Source organism: Geitlerinema sp. PCC 9228 (assembly GCF_001870905.1).
GTDB lineage: Bacteria > Cyanobacteriota > Cyanobacteriia > Cyanobacteriales > PCC-9228 > PCC-9228.
Genome location: NZ_LNDC01000086.1, coordinates 1 through 21,868 on the forward strand (window position 1 = coordinate 1; position 21,868 = coordinate 21,868).

Sequence of the window (21,868 nt, forward strand, 5' to 3'; positions counted from 1 at the left end):
AACGTAGCCCCCAAAGGGCTTAGGCTGGTCAGCTACCTGAAGCTGGAGGCATGAAGCCCCCGTGCTTCAGCCGGGGGTGCTGACCTTAATTCGAGAACGTCTCAGCAACAGCGATGCCACCGAATCGCCACCGCTGATGGTGGATGACCTGATAGGCAAATGGCGTGGCGCAGCCGTGACCTATTTTCCCAACTCGCAGCAGCCGCCACAAACCTACACCAGCGAGTTACAGGTTTTCCAAACCAGCGATCGCGAAATTTCTCAAGAACTGAATTTTGGCGATCGCAAAATTGTTTCTAAAGGCAAATTCCACCATACCACGATTGATTTTAGCGAAGGTACCCCGGCCGTGCGCGTCTTGTTGCTACCCGGTGGCGCTTCGGCGACGTTTCCTTTGCAAATTACTGGCAAACAGCCTTTCTTTCTGGAAGCAGGATGGTTGCTTTCTCCTACCCAGCGCCAGCGTTTGATTCGTCGCTACAACCAGCAAGGAGAATGGGAGAGTTTGACGTTGGTGGCGGAGGAGAAGCAAGAATAGGGAAATGGCATTGATTAAAAATTGTTTTGAAAATGAAAGAATTTCCTTTAGTATTTTAATATTTCCCCATGCCTGGCATTAAATCAAAGAACACCGGCGCTGTATGGCTTTTTCCAGCATTTCTTGATATTCTTCGGCGGAAACCAGATAGGCACCAAAACGTTCTAGGTGGGGATTGATGATTTGGGCGTCATACAGCAAAAAATTGCGCTCTCGCAGGCGTTCCACCAATTTGACCATAGCGACTTTGGAAGCATCCCGAATGTTATAAAACATGGATTCGCCAATAAACGCACCGCCGATAGCAATGCCTAAAATCCCACCGGCGAGTTGGTTTCCTTGCCAGGTTTCAAAGCTGTACGCCCATCCGGCTCGGTATAATTCCCAATAGATTTGCTGTAATTCTGGGGAAATCCAAGTACTTTCTCGGTTGGCGCAACCGGCGACCACTCTGTAAAAATCTTTGTTAATGGCAACGGAAAAGCGATTTTGGTTGAGAACCCTTTTTAGAGAGCGCGGATAGCGAAATCGCTCGTCGAGGGGAATTAAAGCTCGCTGGTAGGTGGCATACCATCCCAATCCGTCGCCCACTTCATCCGCCATCAAGAAGTATCCCTGGGCATATCCCTGGATAATTTCCGCCACATCGAACATGAATTTAAGGAAAATTAATATTCCTATACAAACAACAGGGATTCGTTATACTGGGAGAAATAAAACCTTTTGGTTGGAAAACTCTCTAGGTTTTTTTGAGACTGAACTTTTCTCGATCCCCATTTTGCACCCAATTGGAAACCCTTTCTTAGCTTAGCTTGTAGAAAAGGTACAGAATTTATTATGGCAGAAGCAATTTCTCCTATCCAGCTTCCGGAAGTAACCTGCGCGCAAAGCGAACGGGAATGGCTGCAAAACGCCCTGCAGCAAAGACTCGATCGCGAATACCCCCCAGAACCGGTTAACCAAGAAATCGCCGCTCAAGCAGCACACGTGTATATTCGCCAGCGGATGGAGGGCGAAAACGAGGTCGGAGCCATTGCCATCGCCCTCATCACAGAAATGCAGGCATTTGACTTTTCCCAAAGCTTTTATGGGGAATGTGCCGTTGCTAATATGGTCAGCGAACTGCTGTTGGAACGCATGGGAATTGCCAGCTGTTGCGGTCGTGGTTAGAAAAGGTGGTTGTTTGCGGGCTGGCGATCGCATCTATGATGACAGGGAAAAAGCGATCGCTGCCCACCAAAAATTACCAGCTAGACTTCACCACACCAGGCAGCAATCCCCGGTGTGCCATATCCCGCATCGCATTGCGCGCCAAACCAAAATCGCGGTAGTAACCATGAGCGCGACCGGTTTTCCAGCAACGATTGCGCACGCGCGAGGGAGCGCTATTGCGAGGCAAACGCTGTAGCTGGCGATGGATTTCCATTTTCTCTTCTTGGCTTTCGGCGTTCTTGAAAGCCTCTTTCAGTTCTTGTCGTTTGGCGGCGTATTTTTCCACCATGCGACGGCGTTTCTTGTCTCGTTCTACCAAGCTTTTCCTGGCCATAGGGAAATATGTTGGATGGTTCCTATCAAAACAGCATCCCCTATTGTAACGTTCCATCGACGCCACAGCGAACCCCATTCCAGAGAATCTTTGCAGGCGAATGGCTATTTTCTGGGAAAATGCACCGAAGCGATCGCTTTGACTAGCAAACTACTCCACAATTTCCAGTTCGTAAATGTTCCAATACGCACCGCCTAACGCTGAATAGTCAACACCGCGCACGCGATCGCGAATTGCCGACATAGCCAGGGAATTGACCAAATAAATAAACGGCAAATATTCCTGGGTTAATTGTTGGGTTTCGGCATAAATTTCCTTGCGTTTTTCCTCATTTAACTCCTGCGCCCCTTGAATGTACAAATCGCCAATTTTCCGTTCCCAATCAGTAACTTTCCATCCTTTCAAAGGCGAATCGTCTCCTGGTTGTGGACCTTGATTGAACATATGCAAGCGACCTTCCGGCAGCCAAACATTGGCACCATTATTGGGTTCCACACCACCCGTCAATCCCAAAATCACGCATTCCCAATCGCGGGTACTGCTTAACTTCGTCACCAACGTATTAAAAGAAATAGGCTGGAAATTAACCTTAATCCCAATTTGGGCTAAATCTTGTTTAATTTGTGCCCCCATAGATTCCCGGGTTTGGTTACCAGCATTGGTCAGCAATGTAAACTCCACGCGATGCCCTTCGCCATCGTACATTTCCCCATTTTCGTTGGTTCTAAATCCAATGGAAAACAGCAACTCCTTCGCTTTTTCCGGGTCGTAATCGTAGGTTTTTAACCCTTCTTCCGGAGAATAATAGTAAGGACTTTGCACGGAAATCGGCGAATGCTGTTTTTGCCCCAAACCGCGAAAAATATTGTTCAGCATTTTAGAACGGTTAATCCCGTAAGCAATGGCACGGCGGAATTTGACATTCGTAAACCAACGGGATTTGTAGGGCGTCACCAGCGGTTCGCCGCCACGGCTAGCGCGATTGAGATTGAAGAAAATAAATGATTTGGAAGCCGTAGGACCGCCGTTGTAAATCGTAAAATTGTTGCGTTCTTCTTCTTGTTTGAGCAGAGAAAAATTCTGGGGAGAAACGCTTACCGTATCCAAACCGCCGGAACGAAATTGTAGCAACGCCGTATCTTGATTTTCCACAATTTCCCAATTGATACGTTCGATATAGGGTTGGGCATTGCCCTGCTGGTCTTCGCGCCAGTAGTAGGGATTGCGGCGAAATTGCAACCGTTGGCTGGTATTGTATCCTTCCAGAACGTAAGGACCGCTAAAAACAATCTTCTGCGGGTCGGTATCGATGCCCCAAGTTGACAAAAACGGCAAATCGCCCCCTTCGGTTTTCGGTTCTAGGGTATCTTCCAGGGCATGTTTGGGTAAAATGGTAACACTGCCAATGGTACGCAAAAACGGGGCAAAAGGTTGGGGAACGGTGAATTTCACCTCGCGATCGCTAATTTGAGTCACTTCCGGCAATTTTCCTTCCTTGCCAATCCGCAAAACATCGCGGGTACTGGTAGGAATCTCCTCGTTAAAATAAATCCGATTGAACGTAAAATCCACATCGGCAGCCGTCAGGGGTTCCCCATCCGACCATTGCAACCCTTCCCGCAAGGTAAAAATAATTTCCTTATTGTTCTCAGAAATCCGCCAAGATTCCGCCAAAGCCGGTTCGATTTCCTGAGTATTGTAATTTAGGGTAACCAACCCCTCGTAGGTGAAGCCAAAAATATTGGGAGACTCATTGCTGAGGGCAGCATTAAACGTTTTGGGTTCGCTGAGAACGCTATCCACAAGTTGGGGTTCTTCGGCAGCGGTTGTTTTAAACCGGTCCAAATCGCAACCAGAAACCGCCAAGGTACTCAAAACCACCAAGAAAATCGCCAACCAGCGAGGCCAAATACTGATTTTCATAATCAAAAAATATACCGAATACGAAAAGGAAAACAGGCAAAAATTGCCCTTGCTTCCGTGCATTTTGCCACAAATTCGGGTTTATTTTGCCGCCCCCAACAGGGTAAACCCTGCCCAATTGCGTGGATGGGGATATTTTTCCATGGTCGCCAACATCGCTTGACGCAAAGCCTGCACTTTATCTTCTCCTTGGTCAAGCTGCCGATAAAATTCCACCATCAATTCCGCCGTTGGCGCATCGGGAACCGACCACAAGGATACCACCACGCTGGGTACGCCTGCCGAAATCAACGAACGGGATAAACCTACAACGCCATCGCCGGTAATGCGACCCCGACCAGTATCGCAAGCACTAACAACTACCAAATTCGCTTGCAAATCCATCTGCAGCAGTTCGGCAGAGGTGAGCAATCCATCTTCGCCGTCGCTCGGTGTTAGTGCCACAGCGCCCGGTACGTCGAGATTCCCATAGGATTGGGGGTCGCCATAGTCCAAAAGTCCGTGGGTGGCGAAATGAATCAATTTTCATCTGCCAAGGCAGCAAAGGAAACTAGAAACAGTTGACCCTGGGGAATAAAGACGACATGGGCATGTGGGTCTTCAGGCAATAAGTCAGCAATGGGAGCGATGAGAATTTGATGGGGTTTTTGGAATCTTTCGGGAGCTGATTTGTATATTCATATGAAATCCGATGCAGCTTTGTAGAGGGATGCATAAGAAGGTTCCCCCATCAAACGAGTATCAATCTACTCTGAATATAACTTCGAGCGGTTGGAACTTATGCGCGATCGCTATCCTTCTTAACAACACTTCCCCATAAAACGCGATCTGAAAATGCCACCAAATTCCCATATTGGGCAAGCACGGGGGCTTGCCCCTACAGCCTCCCACGCCCTAAGCAGAACCACGAGTTTGAGCCACCACCGCGCGATCGCGCCCTTGTGCCTTCGCCGCATACAAAGCCGCATCCGCCACCTGAAGAATCACCGAACCAGAACTTCCGTGAGTGGGAAAACAAGCGATCCCCAACGAAACTGTAATCGAGCCCAACTGCGGGGGATGGTATTCCAACCGCAACTGTTTGATAGCTTCGCGAATTTCTTCTGCTCGTTGTTTGGCTACAGTCAAATCAGTGTCTGGCAAAATTAACGTCATCTCCTCACCACCGTAACGACAGGCAATATCCCCAGGGCGAATATTTTGCATTAACAATTTCCCTACTTCCTGCAACACCGCATCGCCAACTTCGTGACCAAAATTATCGTTAAATCGCTTAAAATGGTCGATATCTACCATCAAAATCCCTACCGATTGCGTTTTGCGCCGGGCGCGGTGAATTTCCCGTTCCAAAGCCTCTTCCAAATAGCGACGATTGTACAACCCAGTCAGACTGTCGCAAATGCTTTGACTTTGCAACGTTTCCCGCAAAGTTAAATTCGCCAGCGCCAGCGACATGTGTTCCGAAACCGTCACCGCAAATTGCTGCCGGTCTTCCGTTAGGGTTCCATATTGGGCAGCATTTAAATGCAGCAATCCCAAAGCTTTTCCTTGAGCGGTCATGGGAACGCACAAAGATTCTGCCACTTGCTCGGAATGCATGTGGTTGCACAAAAGTTGGTCCTGACTGTGGTTGGTAAAATGAGGATGCCACTGGCGCAATGCCCAACAGTCGTTTGGATAAAAAACAGCTTCGCTACTAACATAGGTTCCCCATGTGGCAATAGCATCGGCTAGATAGTTTTCTCGATTGAGAATGTAAACGCTGCCACTACAGTAAGGAAATAAAGGTGGTAGGAAAGACTCGATCGCTTTATAGGCTTCCTCTAAATGCAAACAAGCTTGTAAAATTTCGCTTAACTGCCCTAAAAGCGTAATTTCCTGATTGTTTTGTTCTAGCTTTTCCACAGACGCTTGTAACTGTTCGTTGGTGCGTTGCAGTTCGGCTTCTGCTTGCTTGCGCTGGGTAATAATCTCCGAAAACATGATAATGCCCCCGATATGAGTTTTGTCATACCAAGGATGCATTTCCCAACGCAGCCAATCTAGAGAACCATCTGCACGGGAAAACGGTTCTTCTTCACAAGATTGAACTTCTCCCTGCAAGCAGCTTTTGTGGATAGTTTGCCAGTGAGTTGCCAAATTGGGAAACAGGTCGTAGTGCGATCGCCCCACAATGTCAATATCCCCCAAATCGTAATCTTGTAGCCAGCGACGGCTGGCTACCAAATAGCGCATTTGCCGGTCTAACATGGCAACTGCCGCTGGATTGTGCTCCACAAACAGCCGCAATACCTCTTCCCGTTCTTGCAACCGCGTTTCAAACTGCTTGTGCGTTAGCAGCAATCCCAACTGATTAGCAAGGGTCGCCACCAAGTCCAAAAGTTGCGTATCTTTGGGATCGGTTTGATAGGAGAAAAACAAAAAGACCGCCACCACTTGCTCGTTGCTCACAATAGGCACCCCCAATCCAGATTGCAACCCCATTTCCATAACCGCCTTGAGGTGTGCAGATCGATCGAAATCCTGTTGGGAGCGATCGTGCAGCCATTTGGCTTTGCCTGACTGCCAAACGATCCCCGGCAATCCTTCTCCCAAGGAAAAAATCAGATCCAAATTGTGCTGGTATACATGCTCCAATTCCCAGCGATCGCCATACCAACCGCAGACACAGCGAAGCCCTTTCCCTTCCGGCATCCAAGCCTCGGCATACTCCCAACCAGTCAAGTTGCAGATTTCTTTGAGAACGGAAGTGAGGGTTTGGGCAAAATCTTTGGTAGTATGAACGGATTGGTTGATGGTTTGCAAAAGCTGCGCTTCCATTTGTGCGTACTTGCGCTCGCTTATATCCGTAGCAATTCCGGCAATACGAGATACTTCTGCCTTTTCATCGTAAATGGGAAAAGCGCGATCGCGAATCCAAACCACCTTACCATCGGGGCGTACGATGCGATATTCTTGGGTCAAATCCCCAAATAGGGGTTGGGTCAAGGCTTCCGCTACCCGTTGGCGATCGCTGCTGTGAATACTTTCCAACCAAGCGTAGGGAATTTCATACAAAGATTGTCGCTGGCGTCCCCAAATGGTTTCGTAAGCGCGGCTCGCATACAGAACTTGCTTGCGTTCTGGGGTAGCCACCCAAAACACCTCCTGCACGTTTTCCGCCATTTGCCGAAACCGTGCCTCCTTTTCTTGCTTCGCCCTTTGAGTTTCCGCCAGTTGCTGGGTCAAAGCTGCTTTTTGTCGTGCCAGGCGCATGTAAACTCCGACCTGTTGCAAAAGCGAAATTTCCCTTTCTTGCCACCGACGGGGAACTGCAGCATCAACGCATACAAAATCCCTGCCTTGATTACTGGGCAGGGAAACCAACAAAATCGCTTGGGATGTTTTCAACTCTGTAATAGTTAGGTAGCTATGCTCGTGTTTGGTGCGAACCCAATCTCGAACATTTTCAATCACCAGGGATTGGTTGGCTAGGAGCTGCTGGCAGCCGTGCATTTCACTCAGAAAAGCCAAGATCTCGTGACCCTGGCCGCGAGTAGCATAGTTGTTATCCGGTGATACGCAACCAAGTACTGCCAAACCAGCTTCCGTTTCGACAATATAAGTAAGCCGCAAATCGGGGAAAAAGCGATCGCCAAGCCACTGCAACCCTCTTTCGATAAACTCCTTTTCGGAAACCTCCTCCACCAAAGCCCCTGCCAAACGCTCGAACAGAAGCAGCGTATTCTGAGCTTGTAGGTATTGCCCCTCCTGCTGCTGTGTCTGTTGCAGCCGTTCGTTGGTTGCCTTTAACAGTAGTGCTTCCAAATGCTGGTTCACCCTTTGCAGCGTCATCTCCGTTTCCCAGCGTTGCGCCAATTCCCGAGAGAGGCGTTGGTTTTCTGCTTCTATCTTGTGCAACTTCGCGATCGCCATTTGCAAAAATCTGGCAACCACCACCAGCAAAACCGCCCCCAAACCAGCAACCAGCAAAACAACTAGGTCAACCCCCAAACCAATACCCACAAGAATCACAACAGAGCTAAAAGAACTAGCTGCATCTACTTGCGGGCTTTTCACTCCGTATTTTGGAAGATGATGGACAATCGTCGTATTGGTTTCAGAAAATGTTGGTAATTGACAATAGCAACCCCTACCCTTCCCCAAGCGATCGCGCTTGCTATGCATTTCTACCTTCGGGGAAGTCACCATCGGCCTTTTTGGCAACCGCTTGCCCAACCCAAACGGCTGACCCCACCAGAGGATGCCCACCAACATAGTACCCCCCACCACGCCAGACAGCCACGCCACCTGCTGTCGGCAATCCCCCGTTTTTTTTAATGACCCTCTTACCACAACCACAATTTTTCCAACCAGCAAAACGGAAATCCAATATAGAGTATCACATCGAGCTTTTCTGGTCGGTACATAACCCATCTATCGTTTGGATGGGAGTGCTATTTGCCGGTGCGATCGCTGCTTGCAAACCTTTTCAAACCTTTTTAAAACCGAACAATCATTCATTCCCAACGAATTATATCGTGTCTCGCTCGGGGAAACACCCGTAAATTTTCCCAAATTTTCCCCCATCAAGAAAATCTGACAAACTTTTTCCCTACCTAGTTTTTTTCTCCTTTAAATCCGGTAAGATAAGAACCTCGTAGCAAAGCAAAACACTACCGACATCACCATCAAGGTACCATGGTCAACTTAAACCCCACCTCCAGCTTTAGCGTCGCCATTCGCTTGCAACTGCCCAACCGAGCTGGTATGCTAGCCAACGTCACCCAAGCGATCGCCGAAGTAGGCGGCAACCTGGGGCAAATCACCCTCAACGAACAAACCCACACCCACACCACCCGGGAAATTAGCGTCGATGCCTCCAGTTCCGAACACGCCGAAAAAATCGTCGATGCCGTCAAAGCCGTTCCCGACATTCAAGTTTTAAACGTCCACGATCGCACTTTCAGCCTGCACCAAGGGGGTAAAATTTCCATCGTCGGCAAAATCCCCTTAAACACCCAAGCCGACCTCGCCATGGCATATACCCCCGGCGTGGGTAGAATTTGTAAAGCCATCGCCGAAGACCCCGAACAAGTTTACCAACTCACCATCAAACAAAACACCGTCGCCATTGTCACCGATGGTAGTGCCGTGTTGGGATTGGGTAACCTAGGAGCATCAGGTGCCTTACCCGTGATGGAAGGCAAAGCCATGCTCTTTAAAAACTTCGCCAATTTGGATGCATTCCCCATCTGTTTGGCAACCCAAGACACCGAAGAAATTATCCAAACCGTGAAAAATATTGCCCCGGTTTTCGGCGGGATCAACCTAGAAGACATTTCTGCCCCCCGCTGCTTTGAAATTGAAGACCGCTTGCACGAAGAAATTGACATTCCCGTCTTCCACGACGACCAAAACGGCACTGCCATTGTCACGCTAGCTGCTTTGTTTAATTCCCTGAAATTGGTCAACAAATCCCTAGCCGACGTGCGCATTACCATCAACGGTGCTGGTGCTGCCGGCGTTGCCATCTCCCGGTTGTTGCGGCAAGCAGGTGCCGGGCAAATCCTACTGTGCGATTCCCAAGGGATCGTTTCCAAAGACCGGCAAAATCTCACTTCCCAAAAACAAGAATTTGCCAGCCCCGAATCGGGATCGCTGGCAGATGCGGTCAACCGCAGCGATGTGTTTATCGGGGTTTCTGTGCCTGGTGTGCTTACCCCAGAAATGGTCAAAACCATGACCAGCGATGCCATTGTGCTGGCAATGGCAAATCCCATTCCCGAAATTCAGCCGGAGTTGGTGTCAGCAGATGTAGCCGTGATGGCGACAGGGCGTAGCGACTATCCCAATCAAATTAACAATGTCTTGGCATTTCCCGGGGTTTTTCGCGGGGCATTAGATTCCCGCGCCAGCAAAATTACTGCCACCATGTGTCTGGAAGCTGCCAATGCCATTGCTTCTTTGATTTCCCCTTCCCATCTCCATCGCGATAATGTGATTCCCTCGGTTTTTGACGAGCGAGTAGTCACTGCTGTAGCGGCTGCCGTGCGTCAAGCAGCTCGTAAAGAGGGCATTGCCGGTTTTTAAGGCAAGTGTTTCTATACATAGCCTGATTTTTGTGTCAAGAATTGATTACATTGGCGCACAAAAATTGAAAAGCCAAATTATTTGCCCCGAAAGCCTTTTAAACGGGGATCGCAACTGCCAACCCAGGAAATCCGCACAAAAATTTTCAGTATACGGGTTGACAGTTCTTAATAAAGTTGTAACATGGGACACAAAGCTAGAGAGCGAATTATATTTCGGCATGGGTTTTCCCTACTTTTGGCAGCAACAACCAACCAAATCAGGGGAAACATACCACTAGAAAAAACACGCGCTAGCTATCACACCGAATATCGAAGCAGAGTATCGTTCTAGGATCGTCAATATGTTTATCCCTTGCTTGACAAGTATAGCTGTAACCGTTTTCGCTGTATATTTGAGCGTGAACGCAACCGAGGAAATGATTAAGCTTGCCATGGCAGGCGTTGCCTTCATTAGCTTGTGCCTCACGCTCGTTTTTGCTCCCCTATTGTTCAAACTCGTGCTTTTAATCCTCCCTTTTGTGGGTAGCCGCTTTTTCAATTGGGCATCCTAACGCCCATCAATAGGTTCGCTCTTGCGGTTGAAACTGCAAAATCGTTACTGGTTGATATTTCACATCCACACCAGCAGGAGAATAATATCCCAAGGTATGTTGCAAAAAGTGCATATCGTCTCGATGGGGATAATCTTCCCGATAATGCGCACCGCGACTTTCCCGACGATGGAGGGCGGAATGCAGAATCACTTGGGAGACAACAGCTAAGTTCTGTAACTCCAACGCCTCTATAATTTCTGTATTCCACAATTTGCCCTTATCGTCGAGGTAAACGCGATCGCATTTTGCTTGAATTTGTTGCAATTTTTCGATGCCTTGCGCCATCATGGTTTCGGAGCGAAAGACACCGCAGTATTCGCTCATGCAATCTTGCAATTGCTGTTTGATTTCTTGAATGCGGTAATCACCGGAATTGTCAAGCCAGTTTTGTACCTGTTTTTGCGCGGTTTCCAAATATTTTTCCTCGCGAATTTCCGGCATTTTGCGCTGGGCAACGTAATTTGCGATCGCAACTCCCGTACGTTTGCCAAACACCACGCATTCTAACAAGGAATTGCTGCCCAAACGATTGGCACCATGTACGGAAACGCACGCCACTTCCCCAGCGGCAAACAAGCCCGGTACTAACGTATCTCTACTGTAGCGCACTTGCCCGTCTACATTGGTAGGAATGCCCCCCATGGAATAGTGAGCAGTGGGTCGCACGGGAAACGGTTGCGTCACCGCATCCAACCCCAACAAACGATGCCCTTCTTCCGCACAAAACGGAATGCGGCTCATAATTTTTTCTTTGCCCAAATGGCGCAAATCTAGATAAACGCAGGGACCACCTGGTGTACCATCGGGATATACGCCACGACCTTCGCGAATTTCTTGGGTAATGGCACGGGAAGCAATATCGCGGGGGGCTAGTTCCATTTTACTGGGAGCGTAAGTTGCCATAAAGCGATCGCTGTTACTATTGCGTAAATAAGCCCCTTCCCCGCGCACTGCCTCGGAGATCAAAACCCCCACCGGATACAATCCCGTGGGGTGAAACTGCACGAACTCCATATCCTGCAGGGGAATCCCCGCGCGCGCTGCCATCGCCAAACCATCACCTGTGGAGGCAAAATCGTTGGAAGTAGTATTGAAAACCCGACCATATCCCCCCGTAGCCAGCATCACGGCTTTGGCACGCATGACGGCAATTTCCCCATCCCAAATGCGGTACATGACCAGCCCTTTAGTTTCCCCGTCTTCTTGCAGCAGGCGCATCACATACCATTCGTCGTAGATAGTCACCCCGTAGCGACGCAGGTTGTTCACCAACTCGTGTAAAATAGCATGACCGGTTTTATCGGCAGCGTAGCAAGTGCGGTTGCGGGAGTGACCGCCAAAGGCACGCTGGGCAATTTTACCGTTTTCCAGGCGGGAAAACATGACACCCATGTGTTCCAAATCGATGACCACTTCTGGGGCTTCCCGCGCCAAAATCTCCACTGCATCTTGGTCTGCTAGGTAGTCGGAACCTTTGACGGTATCGAAAGCGTGGGATTCGATGCTATCCTCACTGTCTACATTTTGCAGGGTAGCGGCAATGCCTCCCTGGGCAGCAACTGAGTGGGAACGGATGGGGTGGGTTTTGGCAATCACCGCCACGCTTACATTTCGATTGCGACGGGCAATTTCCAACGCGGCGCGACAGCCAGCCAAGCCACCACCAACAATGGCAACATCGTGTTCTAGCATGGGCATTCTGACAGTAAATCAAAAAAATTCCCTGACCATCAGGGAATCTATCATCTATAGGATAGCGATCGCGCTCCTATCCGGCAAGTTGCCAGCCAAAATTACGCCTGGGCAGGTTCTTGGTTGCTGGGTGGTTGGCTACCCCCTTGGGAACTCGCCGGCATTTGGCGGCTTTCTGTTTCCGGTTCTGCCACCTGAATTTCAATATGATTGAATAGGGTCGTCACAAAGGCAAAGAGCAAGAAAGGCAGGGAAAGCACCAAAATCAAGCCCAAGGTGATAAAAGCATACATTTGGCGATCGCTACTCCACAATGCCAAAACCGATGCCAAACTTAAAAAGATGACAATCAGCCAAACAATAATTTGCCCGTAAATATCGCCAAAAGAAAGGGTGCATCGAAATTTATACTTTTGCATATCCATATAAAAAGCTAAAACGACAAAAAGTTAAAAACCCGAACACGGGTCCCCCTAAGCTTGCCAAAGGGCATTTTTCCTACAAACAAGTTCGCATTACATAATGAAAACGCTATATTTGCATTTCCTTAGAAAAGGCTATTTTTGACATTCTGTCATAAACCCCCCAGATAAAAAGAAAATTCTTAAAAAACTTAATATATCGAAACAAAATAGCTCCCATCACTCCCCTTCATTGGTGGGCTGCTGGTGGGATTGTTCCGTTTCCGGCGCTTCCCCATGCCACCACCAAGTCAAGAAAGCCGCTGCTACCCCGCCAACAAATCCCAAAAAAATACTCAATGGCGCGGGATACTTCACCAACAGAAAAGCCGCCAGAAAAACAATCCAACTTTGTATCCCCGTAGAGAAAGTTCTTTCCCATCGTTCGATACGACGCTCTTGATTGGTAGACATTTTAAATCTTTAAATCTTTAGAAAACTAAATAGATATAAAACAAACATGTCCGGGAAGCTGATTACTTCCCCATATTCGACATAAATACAATCCAACATTTACGAACGATTGCGTTGTTTTTGTATTTGAAGGACAATTAACAATATTGAAAACATGAGAAACAATAAAGCACCACTGGGAAATGTCAGTAAGATATACCATCCCGTAACAAACATTGAGTACAATAAATTTCCAATATCCCTTCCGAAAACCATGCAGGTATTGACAGTGCCTTCATTAAGGGTACATCCATTGATATTTGCAATTAGCTCAGCAAAACCTGCCGTCAAAAACGGTCCGAATGTCCAGAGCAAAATTCCCCCATAAACAAGACCAATTTTATATCTATTTATCATTGCTATTACGATTTCAATGGGCTACTAATACCATTTCCTTAATAATCTGCAAGAGATAATAGAGGCATTTTGGTAGGGGCGCAACGCGTGAGCGCCCCTACCAGGGCAATTGGAAAATTCAGACAATCGTTTTTTTTTTCAGAAATGGTATGATACTGGCTGAAAGTAGCATAATCGAAACATTCCAACCAAACGATTGTGAAGTTAAATTGAGCGTCTCCGCTTGCTACAGAACGAACCAACATTCGCCCCTTTTGCCACTAGACTTTTAAATTCTCCGGCAACTGCGCCAAAATATCCTTAGTGGTATCAACCGAGCAAACATAGGGTTGTTCCGCTTGGGTAAAAGCTTCCGCCTTCGCTTTTTGGGAATCCAGCAAATCCGACGTAGCATCGGCAATATCCCCTTTGCGTTGGTTGAGGCGATCGCGCAAAACTTCCTCATCCGCCGTACAATGTAAAATCGTCACCGGCAAATTCTGGGATTTCGCCCCATCCAGAACCGTTTTCCGATACGCCACCCGGTCGTATTTACCATCCAAAATCACCGTCCAACCTTCCGCCGCCAGCATTTTGCCCAACTCTAGCATCCGATTGTAAGTTTTCTCGCTCATTTCAGGCGTATAAATCGAATCATCCCCCTTTTGGTCTACACCAATGCCAGCGAGATGCTTGCGTACCGCATCCGTACGTAAATGAATGGCACGATTGTGGCGGGCAACCTGTTTGGCAACCGTACTTTTGCCAGACCCAGACAACCCCGACATCATCACCATTTGCCCTTGGGTAGGCTGGGTATATTGCCAAGACAAATAATAATAATGCGCTGCCGTTTCCGCCGCTGCTTGTTTGTCGCTATCGGGAACGTTAGCATCATCCAGCAGTAAAGATGTTACCTTCGCACGGACGTAGGCTTGGCGGCTGAGGTACAAAGGCAACAGGGGCAACCCTTCCCAGTCTCCCGTTTGTTCCAAATAGGTATTGAGAAACGCATTGCCCAAATCCGGTCGTTCCTTGGATTCGGTATCCATAACCATAAACGCCACATCGTACATGGTATCCACAAACCGGAACGACTCGTTAAATTCGATGCAATCAAATAAAATAATTTCGCCGTTGTAGAGGGCAATATTTTTCAAGTGCAAATCTCCGTGGCATTCGCGGATTTTCTTTTCCTCTATCCGGCGTTGAAACAAATAGGCACGTTCTTGGAAAATTTTGTCAGTATAGGTTTTGGTCTGACCTAGTTGCTTTCTGGTTTGCGGACCATTAACGTACTTTTCGGTTTGTCGGTAGTTTGCGTCAATGGATGCTTTGATGGTTTCCGGTTTGCCAAAGGAGAGAATATAGTCGTTGGTTTGGGATTTGGCGTGGTATTGTGCCGTCAGCTTTCCCACCGTTTCCATGTGTGCGGTGGTGAGTTTCCCTTGTTCTAGCATGTCTACAAACAAGCCATCTTGGGGAAACTGTTTCATTTGTAGGGTATATTCGACGGTTTCGCCATCTCCGTTGAGTTGGTAGCTATCCCCTTGTTGGGTAATGGGCAAAACTTGTAAATACCATCCTTGCGCACCGCGTTGGTTGAGGCGCAGTTCTTCCTGGCAGAAGTGGTGGCGTTGTTGTAGGGTGGAAAAGTCCAGAAAGCCTAAGTTTAAGGGTTTTTTGACTTTGTAGGCGTAGTCGCCAGTCAGCAGTACGTAGGAAATATGGGTTTGTATAAGCTGGATGGGTTCTTGCACCGGATGGGGATAGAAATCCGGCTGTTGCATTTTCTGAATTAAGGTAGGCAAGCTGGTGTCGCTCATAGATGGTAATTTTTCCCCTTGGTGGCTACAAAAAATGTTGTACTACTTATTGGTTAGTGCGATTCGTTTCCTGTGAAATCGTTGGAATCCACATAGATTCTAAGGTATAAGCAGGAGCCTGGTTAGAACCCTTCGGGGTACAGAACCTTGACAACTAGATATCGATGGCGGTGCAAGTCCGTCCCGCGAGGTGTGTCGCGTGAAAGCATATCCCCCATCGAAGAGACTGGTTATCAAATCGGTGAAGCGGGGATAAAAGGAGGTTAAGCCTGGGTCCAAACAGGTACCCCTTCGAGCAAGTGCCTATGGATAGACAACGAAGTCATGGCAGAAGCGTCGTGAAATTAGACCTGCGAAAATTGGAATGTAACGCAGGAACCAAAAGGTTAAGGATATGGGAAAGGCTCGTTAACCAGAGACCTTTTACACACCCAAAATCAACCCGGCGTAAAGTGACATCCTAAGGGTACAACCAATCGATATCTGGAACGAAGTAACCCCCGTATGGCTCTCAAGGAACAAGGTCGATACCTTGAGCAGGAAACCATCCGCAAGCCTATGGCGGGCAGGATAGAGTCAGAAGCGAACGCCAGCCTGTAATGGGTTGGATAGGCTGACAGACTTTCGATGACTTGGAAGGTAAAGTCTTAGTAGCATGGATACGTCCAAAACGATTGGAAACAATACGGTGAGACTGGAATGGCAAGACATCGACTGGAAAAAGGTCGAGCGTCACGTCTTCCGCCTGCAAAAACGAATTTATCAAGCCAAGCGTCGTGGTAATGTCACTACAGTTCGTGGACTCCAGAAACTATTGCTAAAAAGCTGGTCAGCCAGAATGTTAGCGGTTCGTCGGGTAACACAAGACAATCAAGGTAAAAAGACGGCAGGAGTGGATGGGGTGAAATCCTTGTCCCCAAAAGCACGTCTGAGCCTTGCAGGTCGATTAAAACTCAACTCAAAAGCCAAACCCGCACGACGGGTATGGCTACCCAAGCCAGGGAAAGCTGAGAAGAGACCATTAGGAATACCCACGATGTACGACCGCGCACTTCAAGCCTTAGTCAAGATGGTAATCGAGCCCCAATGGGAGGCAAAGTTTGAACCCAATTCATATGGGTTCAGACCAGGAAGGTCTTGTCATGATGCAATTGATGCCATCTACCTATCCATTAAGCAAAAAGCAAAGTGGGTATTGGATGCCGACATCTCAAAATGCTTTGACAAGATTGACCACGCCAAACTGCTAGATAAACTCGAAACATTCCCAGCCATCAGAAGACAAGTACGGGCATGGCTAAATGCTGGTGTCATTGATGCCGGACAGCTATATCCTACAAATGAGGGCACACCTCAAGGAGGCGTTATCAGTCCCCTGTTGGCAAATATAGCCCTCCACGGCATGGAAGAAAGCATCAAGGACTTAGTGGAAAGACTGCCGGGAAAAGGTGGTCGAAGCGTAAGAAGGAATGCAGTGTCCCTAATCAGGTATGCTGACGACTTCGTAATAATCCACGAAAATCAAGATGTAATCAACGAATGCCGTGACCATATTTCAGATTGGCTGAAAGGAATGGGACTAGAGCTTAAAGAGGCAAAAACAACCATCACTCATACTTTAGAGGGAGATGACCCAGGATTTGATTTTCTCGGTTTCAATATACAACAGCATAAAGTCGGAAAATACAAAACCGGGAATAACACCAAGGGTAAGCCTCTAGGCTTCAAAACCATTATCAAACCCAGCAGAAAAGCCATCCAAACCCACTACGAGAAAATAAAAGGGATAATAGATTCGCACAAAGCAACCCCTCAAGAAGGGTTGATACGACATCTCAATCCAGTCATAAGGGGTTGGTGCAACTACTATTCCACCGTTGTGTCAAAAGAAACTTTTTTCTACCTGGACGCACTCCTTTACTGGAAGTTAGCTAAATGGGGAAGAAAGAGACATCCAAACAAAACAGAAAAATGGGTAGCTCGGAAATATTGGCAAACAATTGGTAATCATAGATGGGCATTCGCAACCCGCTCGGAAACCAATCCAATGCGATTAAGAACCCATTCAGAAACACCAATTGTACGCCACGTTAAGGTCAAAGGTGAAACCAGCCCATACGACGGCAATCTGAAATACTGGAGTTCAAGGATGGGTAAACAACCCGGAGTTCCTACAAGAGTATCAAAACTTTTGAAGAAACAAAAAGGGAAATGCGCCCATTGTGGACTGACATACCGTGAAGAAGATGTAATGGAAATCGACCACATCGTCCCAAAAGCTCTAGGCAGAAAGGACAAACACGACAACCTACAACTTCTTCACAAACACTGCCACGATGCAAAAACTGCCAACGATGGTAGTCTTGGTACTCATGACAAGAGCCAAGTTGTTGAGGAGCCGGATGAGGCGAAAGTATCAAGTCCGGTTTTGAAGACGAGTCGGGTGGGCGACTGCCCGGCTTAGTTTAACTATCTTCCAGTCCTATAGCTATCGGAAATCCGAAACTAGCGAGAAGGTTTTTGTCCGGCTACTGCGATCGCAACGCCTACCAATAGAATCATAGCGCCCAACAAGACCCAAACACTGGGAACTTCTTGAAAGAAAAAATACCCCAACAGGCTGGCTAAGACCGGTTCAAACAAAATTACCAAAGTCACCCATGTGGGAGAAACCCACCGTACCGCCCAGTTAAAGCTCGTGTGACCCACCAACTGCGGCAGCAACGCCAAAGCCAAGATATAGAAATAAAATTCCAGTGTATTGCCAATGTAGCTCAAACCCAGCAAAGGTGGAATAGGCAGCAAGCAAAGAGCGGCAGTGGTGTAGGCAACAGCGATGTAACCAGAAAAAGGCATTCCCTGTCTTTGGGCTTGGCGACCGAGCAATAAATAACCGCTGACACACCAAGACCCCAACAACGCCAAAAAATTCCCCCAAGCGGGATGGCTGCCCACACTGCTAGCATCTCCCTGGGCAACAATAGCCCCGCCAGCCACAGCAATGGCAATACCTAAGGTGGTGACAGCAGTGGGTTTTTCTCGAAACCACAACCAGGAAATTAAGGCAACCCAGATGGGATTGCTGGTGACGATGGTGGTGGAAGCAGCGATGGAGGTGTAGGCGAGGGAGGCAATCCAAGCGGCAAAATGGGCAGCCAAAAAGACGCCAGCCAACGCGGTATAGATCCAACCGGAATGCCACGGGGTCAGGGCAGGCATGGGAGAACCACCCCTACGGTTTTTGGCTACAGGCAGCCAAATGGCAGCGGCAACGGTTAGACGGGAAGCGGCGATTAACAGGCTAATGCTCGTATTGCGCGCGCCATAGGCATCGAATGCCAGACGGATCAATACAGCGGATGTGGAAACCGCTAGCAAGCCGATAACAATAATGGCGGTGATGGTGGCGGCAGGGGGTTTTTTGGCCAAGATGGAGACCTAAAGTTACGGTTGTTGCTGGAATCGTAAATGTCTATAGAGAATGGTAAGGTTTTGCGATCGCTTCGGCCACGTGGCTTGATGTTCGCGTTATCTTATGTATTCAGGTAGTAGTAGCTATCTTTTCCTAGGCAATTCTTGCGAAGGTTTATAATGTTTGGCATGATTTGTCAATACATGGGCAGTTTTTTAAACCTTTTGTAACTATTGTGTAATCTCTTTACATTCTTGCCTGCGAACCCGGGTAATGGGTTATGGTAAAAAAAATAAAGGAAAGATTAAATTTTCTGGTTGCCCGAACAACATCGAGCTTCCAGAGATGGTCCTAGCCAACCACACCTGCAAATGTCTATTCGTGGTGTACTGCCACGATTATTGAGGAAAAGCTCATGACACCGAACTTACTACGCCAAATCTGGTCCTTGGTAGAAGCCACCCAAGCCAATATGCTGCTTAGTCTTGACGACGCCAGTCTCATTGACTGGATTTTGCGGAATCTCAAACAAAAACAAAATCTCGATGGTTCCCAAGTTAATGCTTTGGATAGTTACCTGCATGCAAAAGTTTCTTTAATTCGGGATTTAGCCTACCAAAAGGTTACTTCCCGCTCTTGCTAGGGATGGTACCAACCGATGAAACCAGCTAGCCATGTCATTGTTGCTAGCATTTTGTTCCATTTTTTTTGGTTTCCTGACGATAAGTAAATGAAAATTAATTGCCTGCGGGCTACAGTGTTCTCTGGTGCGATCGCGCTCATAGAGATAAAATTGACGCCATGGTCTCCCGGTGAGGGGAAAACACAGCGATCGCACCACCAAAGTATCGATCGACGCTAATAGAATATGATGCGCCAGGGGGAATTCTGGCCATTGGAAAGGTTGTGAAAAGCGATCGCCCAAATTGTATCTTACTTAACAGAAATTATTTACATGATTTTGTAGAGGCAAGCCCCCGTGCTTGCCCGCGTTTGCTTTCTCTTAGCCGGGCATACCATTTGAAAGTATCGTTTTGTAACAATTCGATCGCTTTTGTTACGTCGTTGGATGCGGTCGCAGCTTTGACAAGCAATGCCACATATTCTGTAGGGGCAAGCCCCCGTGCTTGCTCTTGGGAAAATGGCGATCGCGATGAGTGTTTTGCGAGACAAATTTAGGAAAATAGGAAAATGGGTATTTTTTAGGGAAAAGCGATCGCGCCCACCTGCTCTCTCTTATGAGAAACCTTAACAGATTTATATTCATGGTCCGGAAGAAATTTATAAAAGTTTCATAAAACAATTATTTGGTTTGCAGTATTTTTAAGCAAAATTTGAAAACAGGTGCTACTTTGTATTTAGTAATAGTACATAGTCGATCGGAATTTCTATTTGCATAGGTGGCGCGATCGGTAGTGGTATTTCCCTATGATGCGATGCAAGCAATTCTCGTTCCGAGACGCTTCGCGATCGCTGGGCGGTGATGGAACTGCGTCAAAACTTCATACTATATGGTTTTAGGGACTTAGATGATGAACTTTCCTTTTGTTTCTTCGCGTTGGATCTTCAAACTGGCAGCCGGTGCTGGTGCTTTGCTGGTAGGTTTTTCTCCAACTTTCGCGATCGCAATGGATCGAGAAGGAGAACCACGCCAAACCTCCTCCGCAGCTAACCAGCAGCAACTTGCTCAAGCACAAGCTACCAACCAAACGAACAACACAATCGAACCTGCAACCGAAATCAACGACATTTCCCATAAAACGACTCTTCTAATTTTTAACTTAAATGAAGAAGGGGAGCCAAATGGCCACGGTTCGGGGGCACTCATTGCAAAAGAAGGTAATACCTGTGTTGGTGTTACCAATCGTCACGTTATCCTTTCTGAGAATCAAGAAAAGGCTGCCAATTTACTTATCAGAACTTATGATGGTGAAGTTTATGAAGTAAATGAAGAGTACTGGTTCGAGTCTGAAGATTTGGCAGTGGTAGAGTTTGAATGCGATCGAAACTACGAACCAATCGCTATTGCAACTTACCAGCTTTCTCCGGGGCAAACTGTATACTTGTCAGGATGGCCTCCTTCGCTGGGTGACATCACCCGCAAGTTTACAAGCGGTTCCATCTCAGAAATTCGGGAAAATCCAGTTCAAGGTTACGCAGTCGGCTATACAAACGTAACGCAAGGTGGCATGTCTGGCGGACAGGTCTTAGATGCAGCAGGACGTTTGGTAGCTATTCATGGATTGGGAGATAGAGACGATCGTACGGGACAAAAAACCGGATTTAACTATGGTATTCCAGTATCCACGCTCCTAGCAAGGCTCTCCCAAAACGGTTCGAATTACTCCTACAATATCTCCTATTCGCCGCCTCAAGAACCTGCTAACGGTGAGGTAGTCCAGTCCGAACCAGTTTCTCAAACGGATTCTAGGGACCGAATCAATACGGATAACGTATTAGATAAAGCCAATCGGGTTTTGGATACTTTAGAGCGCGTTTGTGGTTTCTTCGGCTGTTAGCTGAGGTCAAAAAGCAAGTGCCTACCATCTGTTGAAAAAATCAATTTAGAAAAGTGGCACCAATTGAGCTAATACAAAATCCAATCGACGAATAAACCAAAACAGAGGGGTAAGCGCGGGAATGCTGCCCCTCTAGAATAACAAGCGAGGAAAAGCTATGGGTAGGGGACAATTTCAGTTGTTTAAAGCGAGTTTGATGGGATGCGTGGGATGGTTGGCTCTATGTGGCGCTTCCGTTCCCATTGCCAACGGTCAAACCGATGCTTCTTCGACAAGCTCAGCAACCAGCGAACTTTCACAGCAACGAGATACGGTCTCGGAAAACGAGGCGAACGCCAATGTAACTCAAGCGAACTCAACAGCAGCAGCAAGGCTTTTGAAAGTGGTCATTACTATCAAGTTCACACCTTGGAAGGGGAAGCGGGTGAGCAAATTGCGATCGAGACTGTAAATGCTAACTTCGATACCTATTTAATTTTACGGGATCGGGAAGGG

At 47.6% G+C, this 21,868-nt stretch carries 16 protein-coding genes and 1 pseudogene; 7 read left to right on the forward strand and 10 right to left on the reverse strand.

From position 1 onward, the window contains the following. Positions 1-61: 61 nt before the first annotated feature. Positions 62-538, forward strand: a complete 477-nt coding sequence (locus AS151_RS07395; protein ID WP_071516408.1) for a DUF3598 family protein — start codon at positions 62-64, stop codon at positions 536-538. A gap of 78 nt (positions 539-616) precedes the next feature. On the opposite strand, the gene aat is transcribed toward AS151_RS07395, so the two are convergent. Continuing rightward, positions 617-1,192, reverse strand: coding sequence for a leucyl/phenylalanyl-tRNA--protein transferase (gene aat, locus AS151_RS07400; RefSeq protein ID WP_071516409.1), 576 nt, complete (start codon positions 1,190-1,192; stop codon positions 617-619). Positions 1,193-1,375: 183 nt separating this feature from the next. Here aat and AS151_RS07405 point away from each other — a divergent pair, with 183 nt between their 5' ends. After that, a complete protein-coding gene (locus tag AS151_RS07405; RefSeq protein ID WP_071516410.1) occupies positions 1,376-1,708 on the forward strand; it encodes a hypothetical protein in 333 nt (110 codons plus the stop codon). 73 nt (positions 1,709-1,781) lie between these two features. Here the strand turns inward: AS151_RS07405 and rpsN are convergent, their stop codons facing one another. The 4 genes and pseudogenes from rpsN to AS151_RS07425 form a co-directional block, all read right to left on the reverse strand. Further along, on the reverse strand, positions 1,782-2,084 hold the full coding sequence (gene rpsN / locus AS151_RS07410; RefSeq protein WP_071516411.1) for a 30S ribosomal protein S14: 303 nt from the start codon (positions 2,082-2,084) through the stop codon (positions 1,782-1,784). 150 nt (positions 2,085-2,234) lie between these two features. Next, positions 2,235-4,007 (reverse strand): ABC transporter substrate-binding protein, encoded by a 1,773-nt coding sequence (locus AS151_RS07415; RefSeq protein ID WP_139240561.1) that lies wholly within the window; start codon positions 4,005-4,007, stop codon positions 2,235-2,237. A gap of 81 nt (positions 4,008-4,088) precedes the next feature. Beyond that, positions 4,089-4,657: pseudogene (locus AS151_RS07420) on the reverse strand (CHAT domain-containing protein); the annotation flags it as partial. 244 nt (positions 4,658-4,901) lie between these two features. Next, positions 4,902-8,342, reverse strand: a complete 3,441-nt coding sequence (locus tag AS151_RS07425; RefSeq protein WP_170861339.1) for a diguanylate cyclase — start codon at positions 8,340-8,342, stop codon at positions 4,902-4,904. Positions 8,343-8,687: 345 nt separating this feature from the next. Between AS151_RS07425 and AS151_RS07430 the strand changes: the two genes are divergently transcribed. Further along, complete coding sequence (locus tag AS151_RS07430) at positions 8,688-10,079, forward strand: NAD-dependent malic enzyme (protein ID WP_071516415.1); 1,392 nt, start codon at positions 8,688-8,690, stop codon at positions 10,077-10,079. A gap of 559 nt (positions 10,080-10,638) precedes the next feature. On the opposite strand, the gene AS151_RS07440 is transcribed toward AS151_RS07430, so the two are convergent. From AS151_RS07440 to AS151_RS07465, 4 genes are all read right to left on the reverse strand, one after another. Further along, positions 10,639-12,366, reverse strand: coding sequence for a succinate dehydrogenase/fumarate reductase flavoprotein subunit (locus tag AS151_RS07440; protein ID WP_071516425.1), 1,728 nt, complete (start codon positions 12,364-12,366; stop codon positions 10,639-10,641). 101 nt (positions 12,367-12,467) lie between these two features. Beyond that, complete coding sequence (locus AS151_RS07445) at positions 12,468-12,791, reverse strand: hypothetical protein (protein ID WP_071516417.1); 324 nt, start codon at positions 12,789-12,791, stop codon at positions 12,468-12,470. A 216-nt stretch (positions 12,792-13,007) separates the two neighbouring features. Further along, on the reverse strand, positions 13,008-13,241 hold the full coding sequence (locus tag AS151_RS07450; protein WP_071516418.1) for a hypothetical protein: 234 nt from the start codon (positions 13,239-13,241) through the stop codon (positions 13,008-13,010). Positions 13,242-13,897: 656 nt separating this feature from the next. Next, positions 13,898-15,442, reverse strand: a complete 1,545-nt coding sequence (locus AS151_RS07465) for an AAA family ATPase (protein ID WP_071516420.1) — start codon at positions 15,440-15,442, stop codon at positions 13,898-13,900. A 655-nt stretch (positions 15,443-16,097) separates the two neighbouring features. On the opposite strand from AS151_RS07465, the gene ltrA reads away from it, so the two are divergent. Next, positions 16,098-17,906, forward strand: a complete 1,809-nt coding sequence (gene ltrA, locus AS151_RS07470; protein WP_071516421.1) for a group II intron reverse transcriptase/maturase — start codon at positions 16,098-16,100, stop codon at positions 17,904-17,906. Between the two features lie 41 nt (positions 17,907-17,947). Here the strand turns inward: ltrA and AS151_RS07475 are convergent, their stop codons facing one another. Continuing rightward, positions 17,948-18,871 carry a DMT family transporter gene (locus tag AS151_RS07475; RefSeq protein ID WP_139240562.1) on the reverse strand — a complete coding sequence of 308 codons (924 nt, stop codon included), beginning with the start codon at positions 18,869-18,871 and terminating at the stop codon, positions 17,948-17,950. A gap of 398 nt (positions 18,872-19,269) precedes the next feature. Here AS151_RS07475 and AS151_RS07480 point away from each other — a divergent pair, with 398 nt between their 5' ends. The 3 genes from AS151_RS07480 (at position 19,270) to AS151_RS07490 (ending at position 21,824) form a co-directional block, all read left to right on the forward strand. Continuing rightward, positions 19,270-19,497, forward strand: coding sequence for a hypothetical protein (locus tag AS151_RS07480; protein ID WP_071516422.1), 228 nt, complete (start codon positions 19,270-19,272; stop codon positions 19,495-19,497). Between the two features lie 886 nt (positions 19,498-20,383). After that, positions 20,384-21,373: a serine protease gene (locus tag AS151_RS07485; protein ID WP_084639448.1), complete on the forward strand. Its 990-nt coding sequence runs from the start codon at positions 20,384-20,386 to the stop codon at positions 21,371-21,373. Between the two features lie 157 nt (positions 21,374-21,530). After that, the gene (locus AS151_RS07490) at positions 21,531-21,824 is read left to right on the forward strand and encodes a hypothetical protein (protein WP_071516424.1); all 294 of its coding nucleotides are present in this window, start codon (positions 21,531-21,533) and stop codon (positions 21,822-21,824) included. The last annotated feature ends 44 nt before the right edge of the window (positions 21,825-21,868 follow it).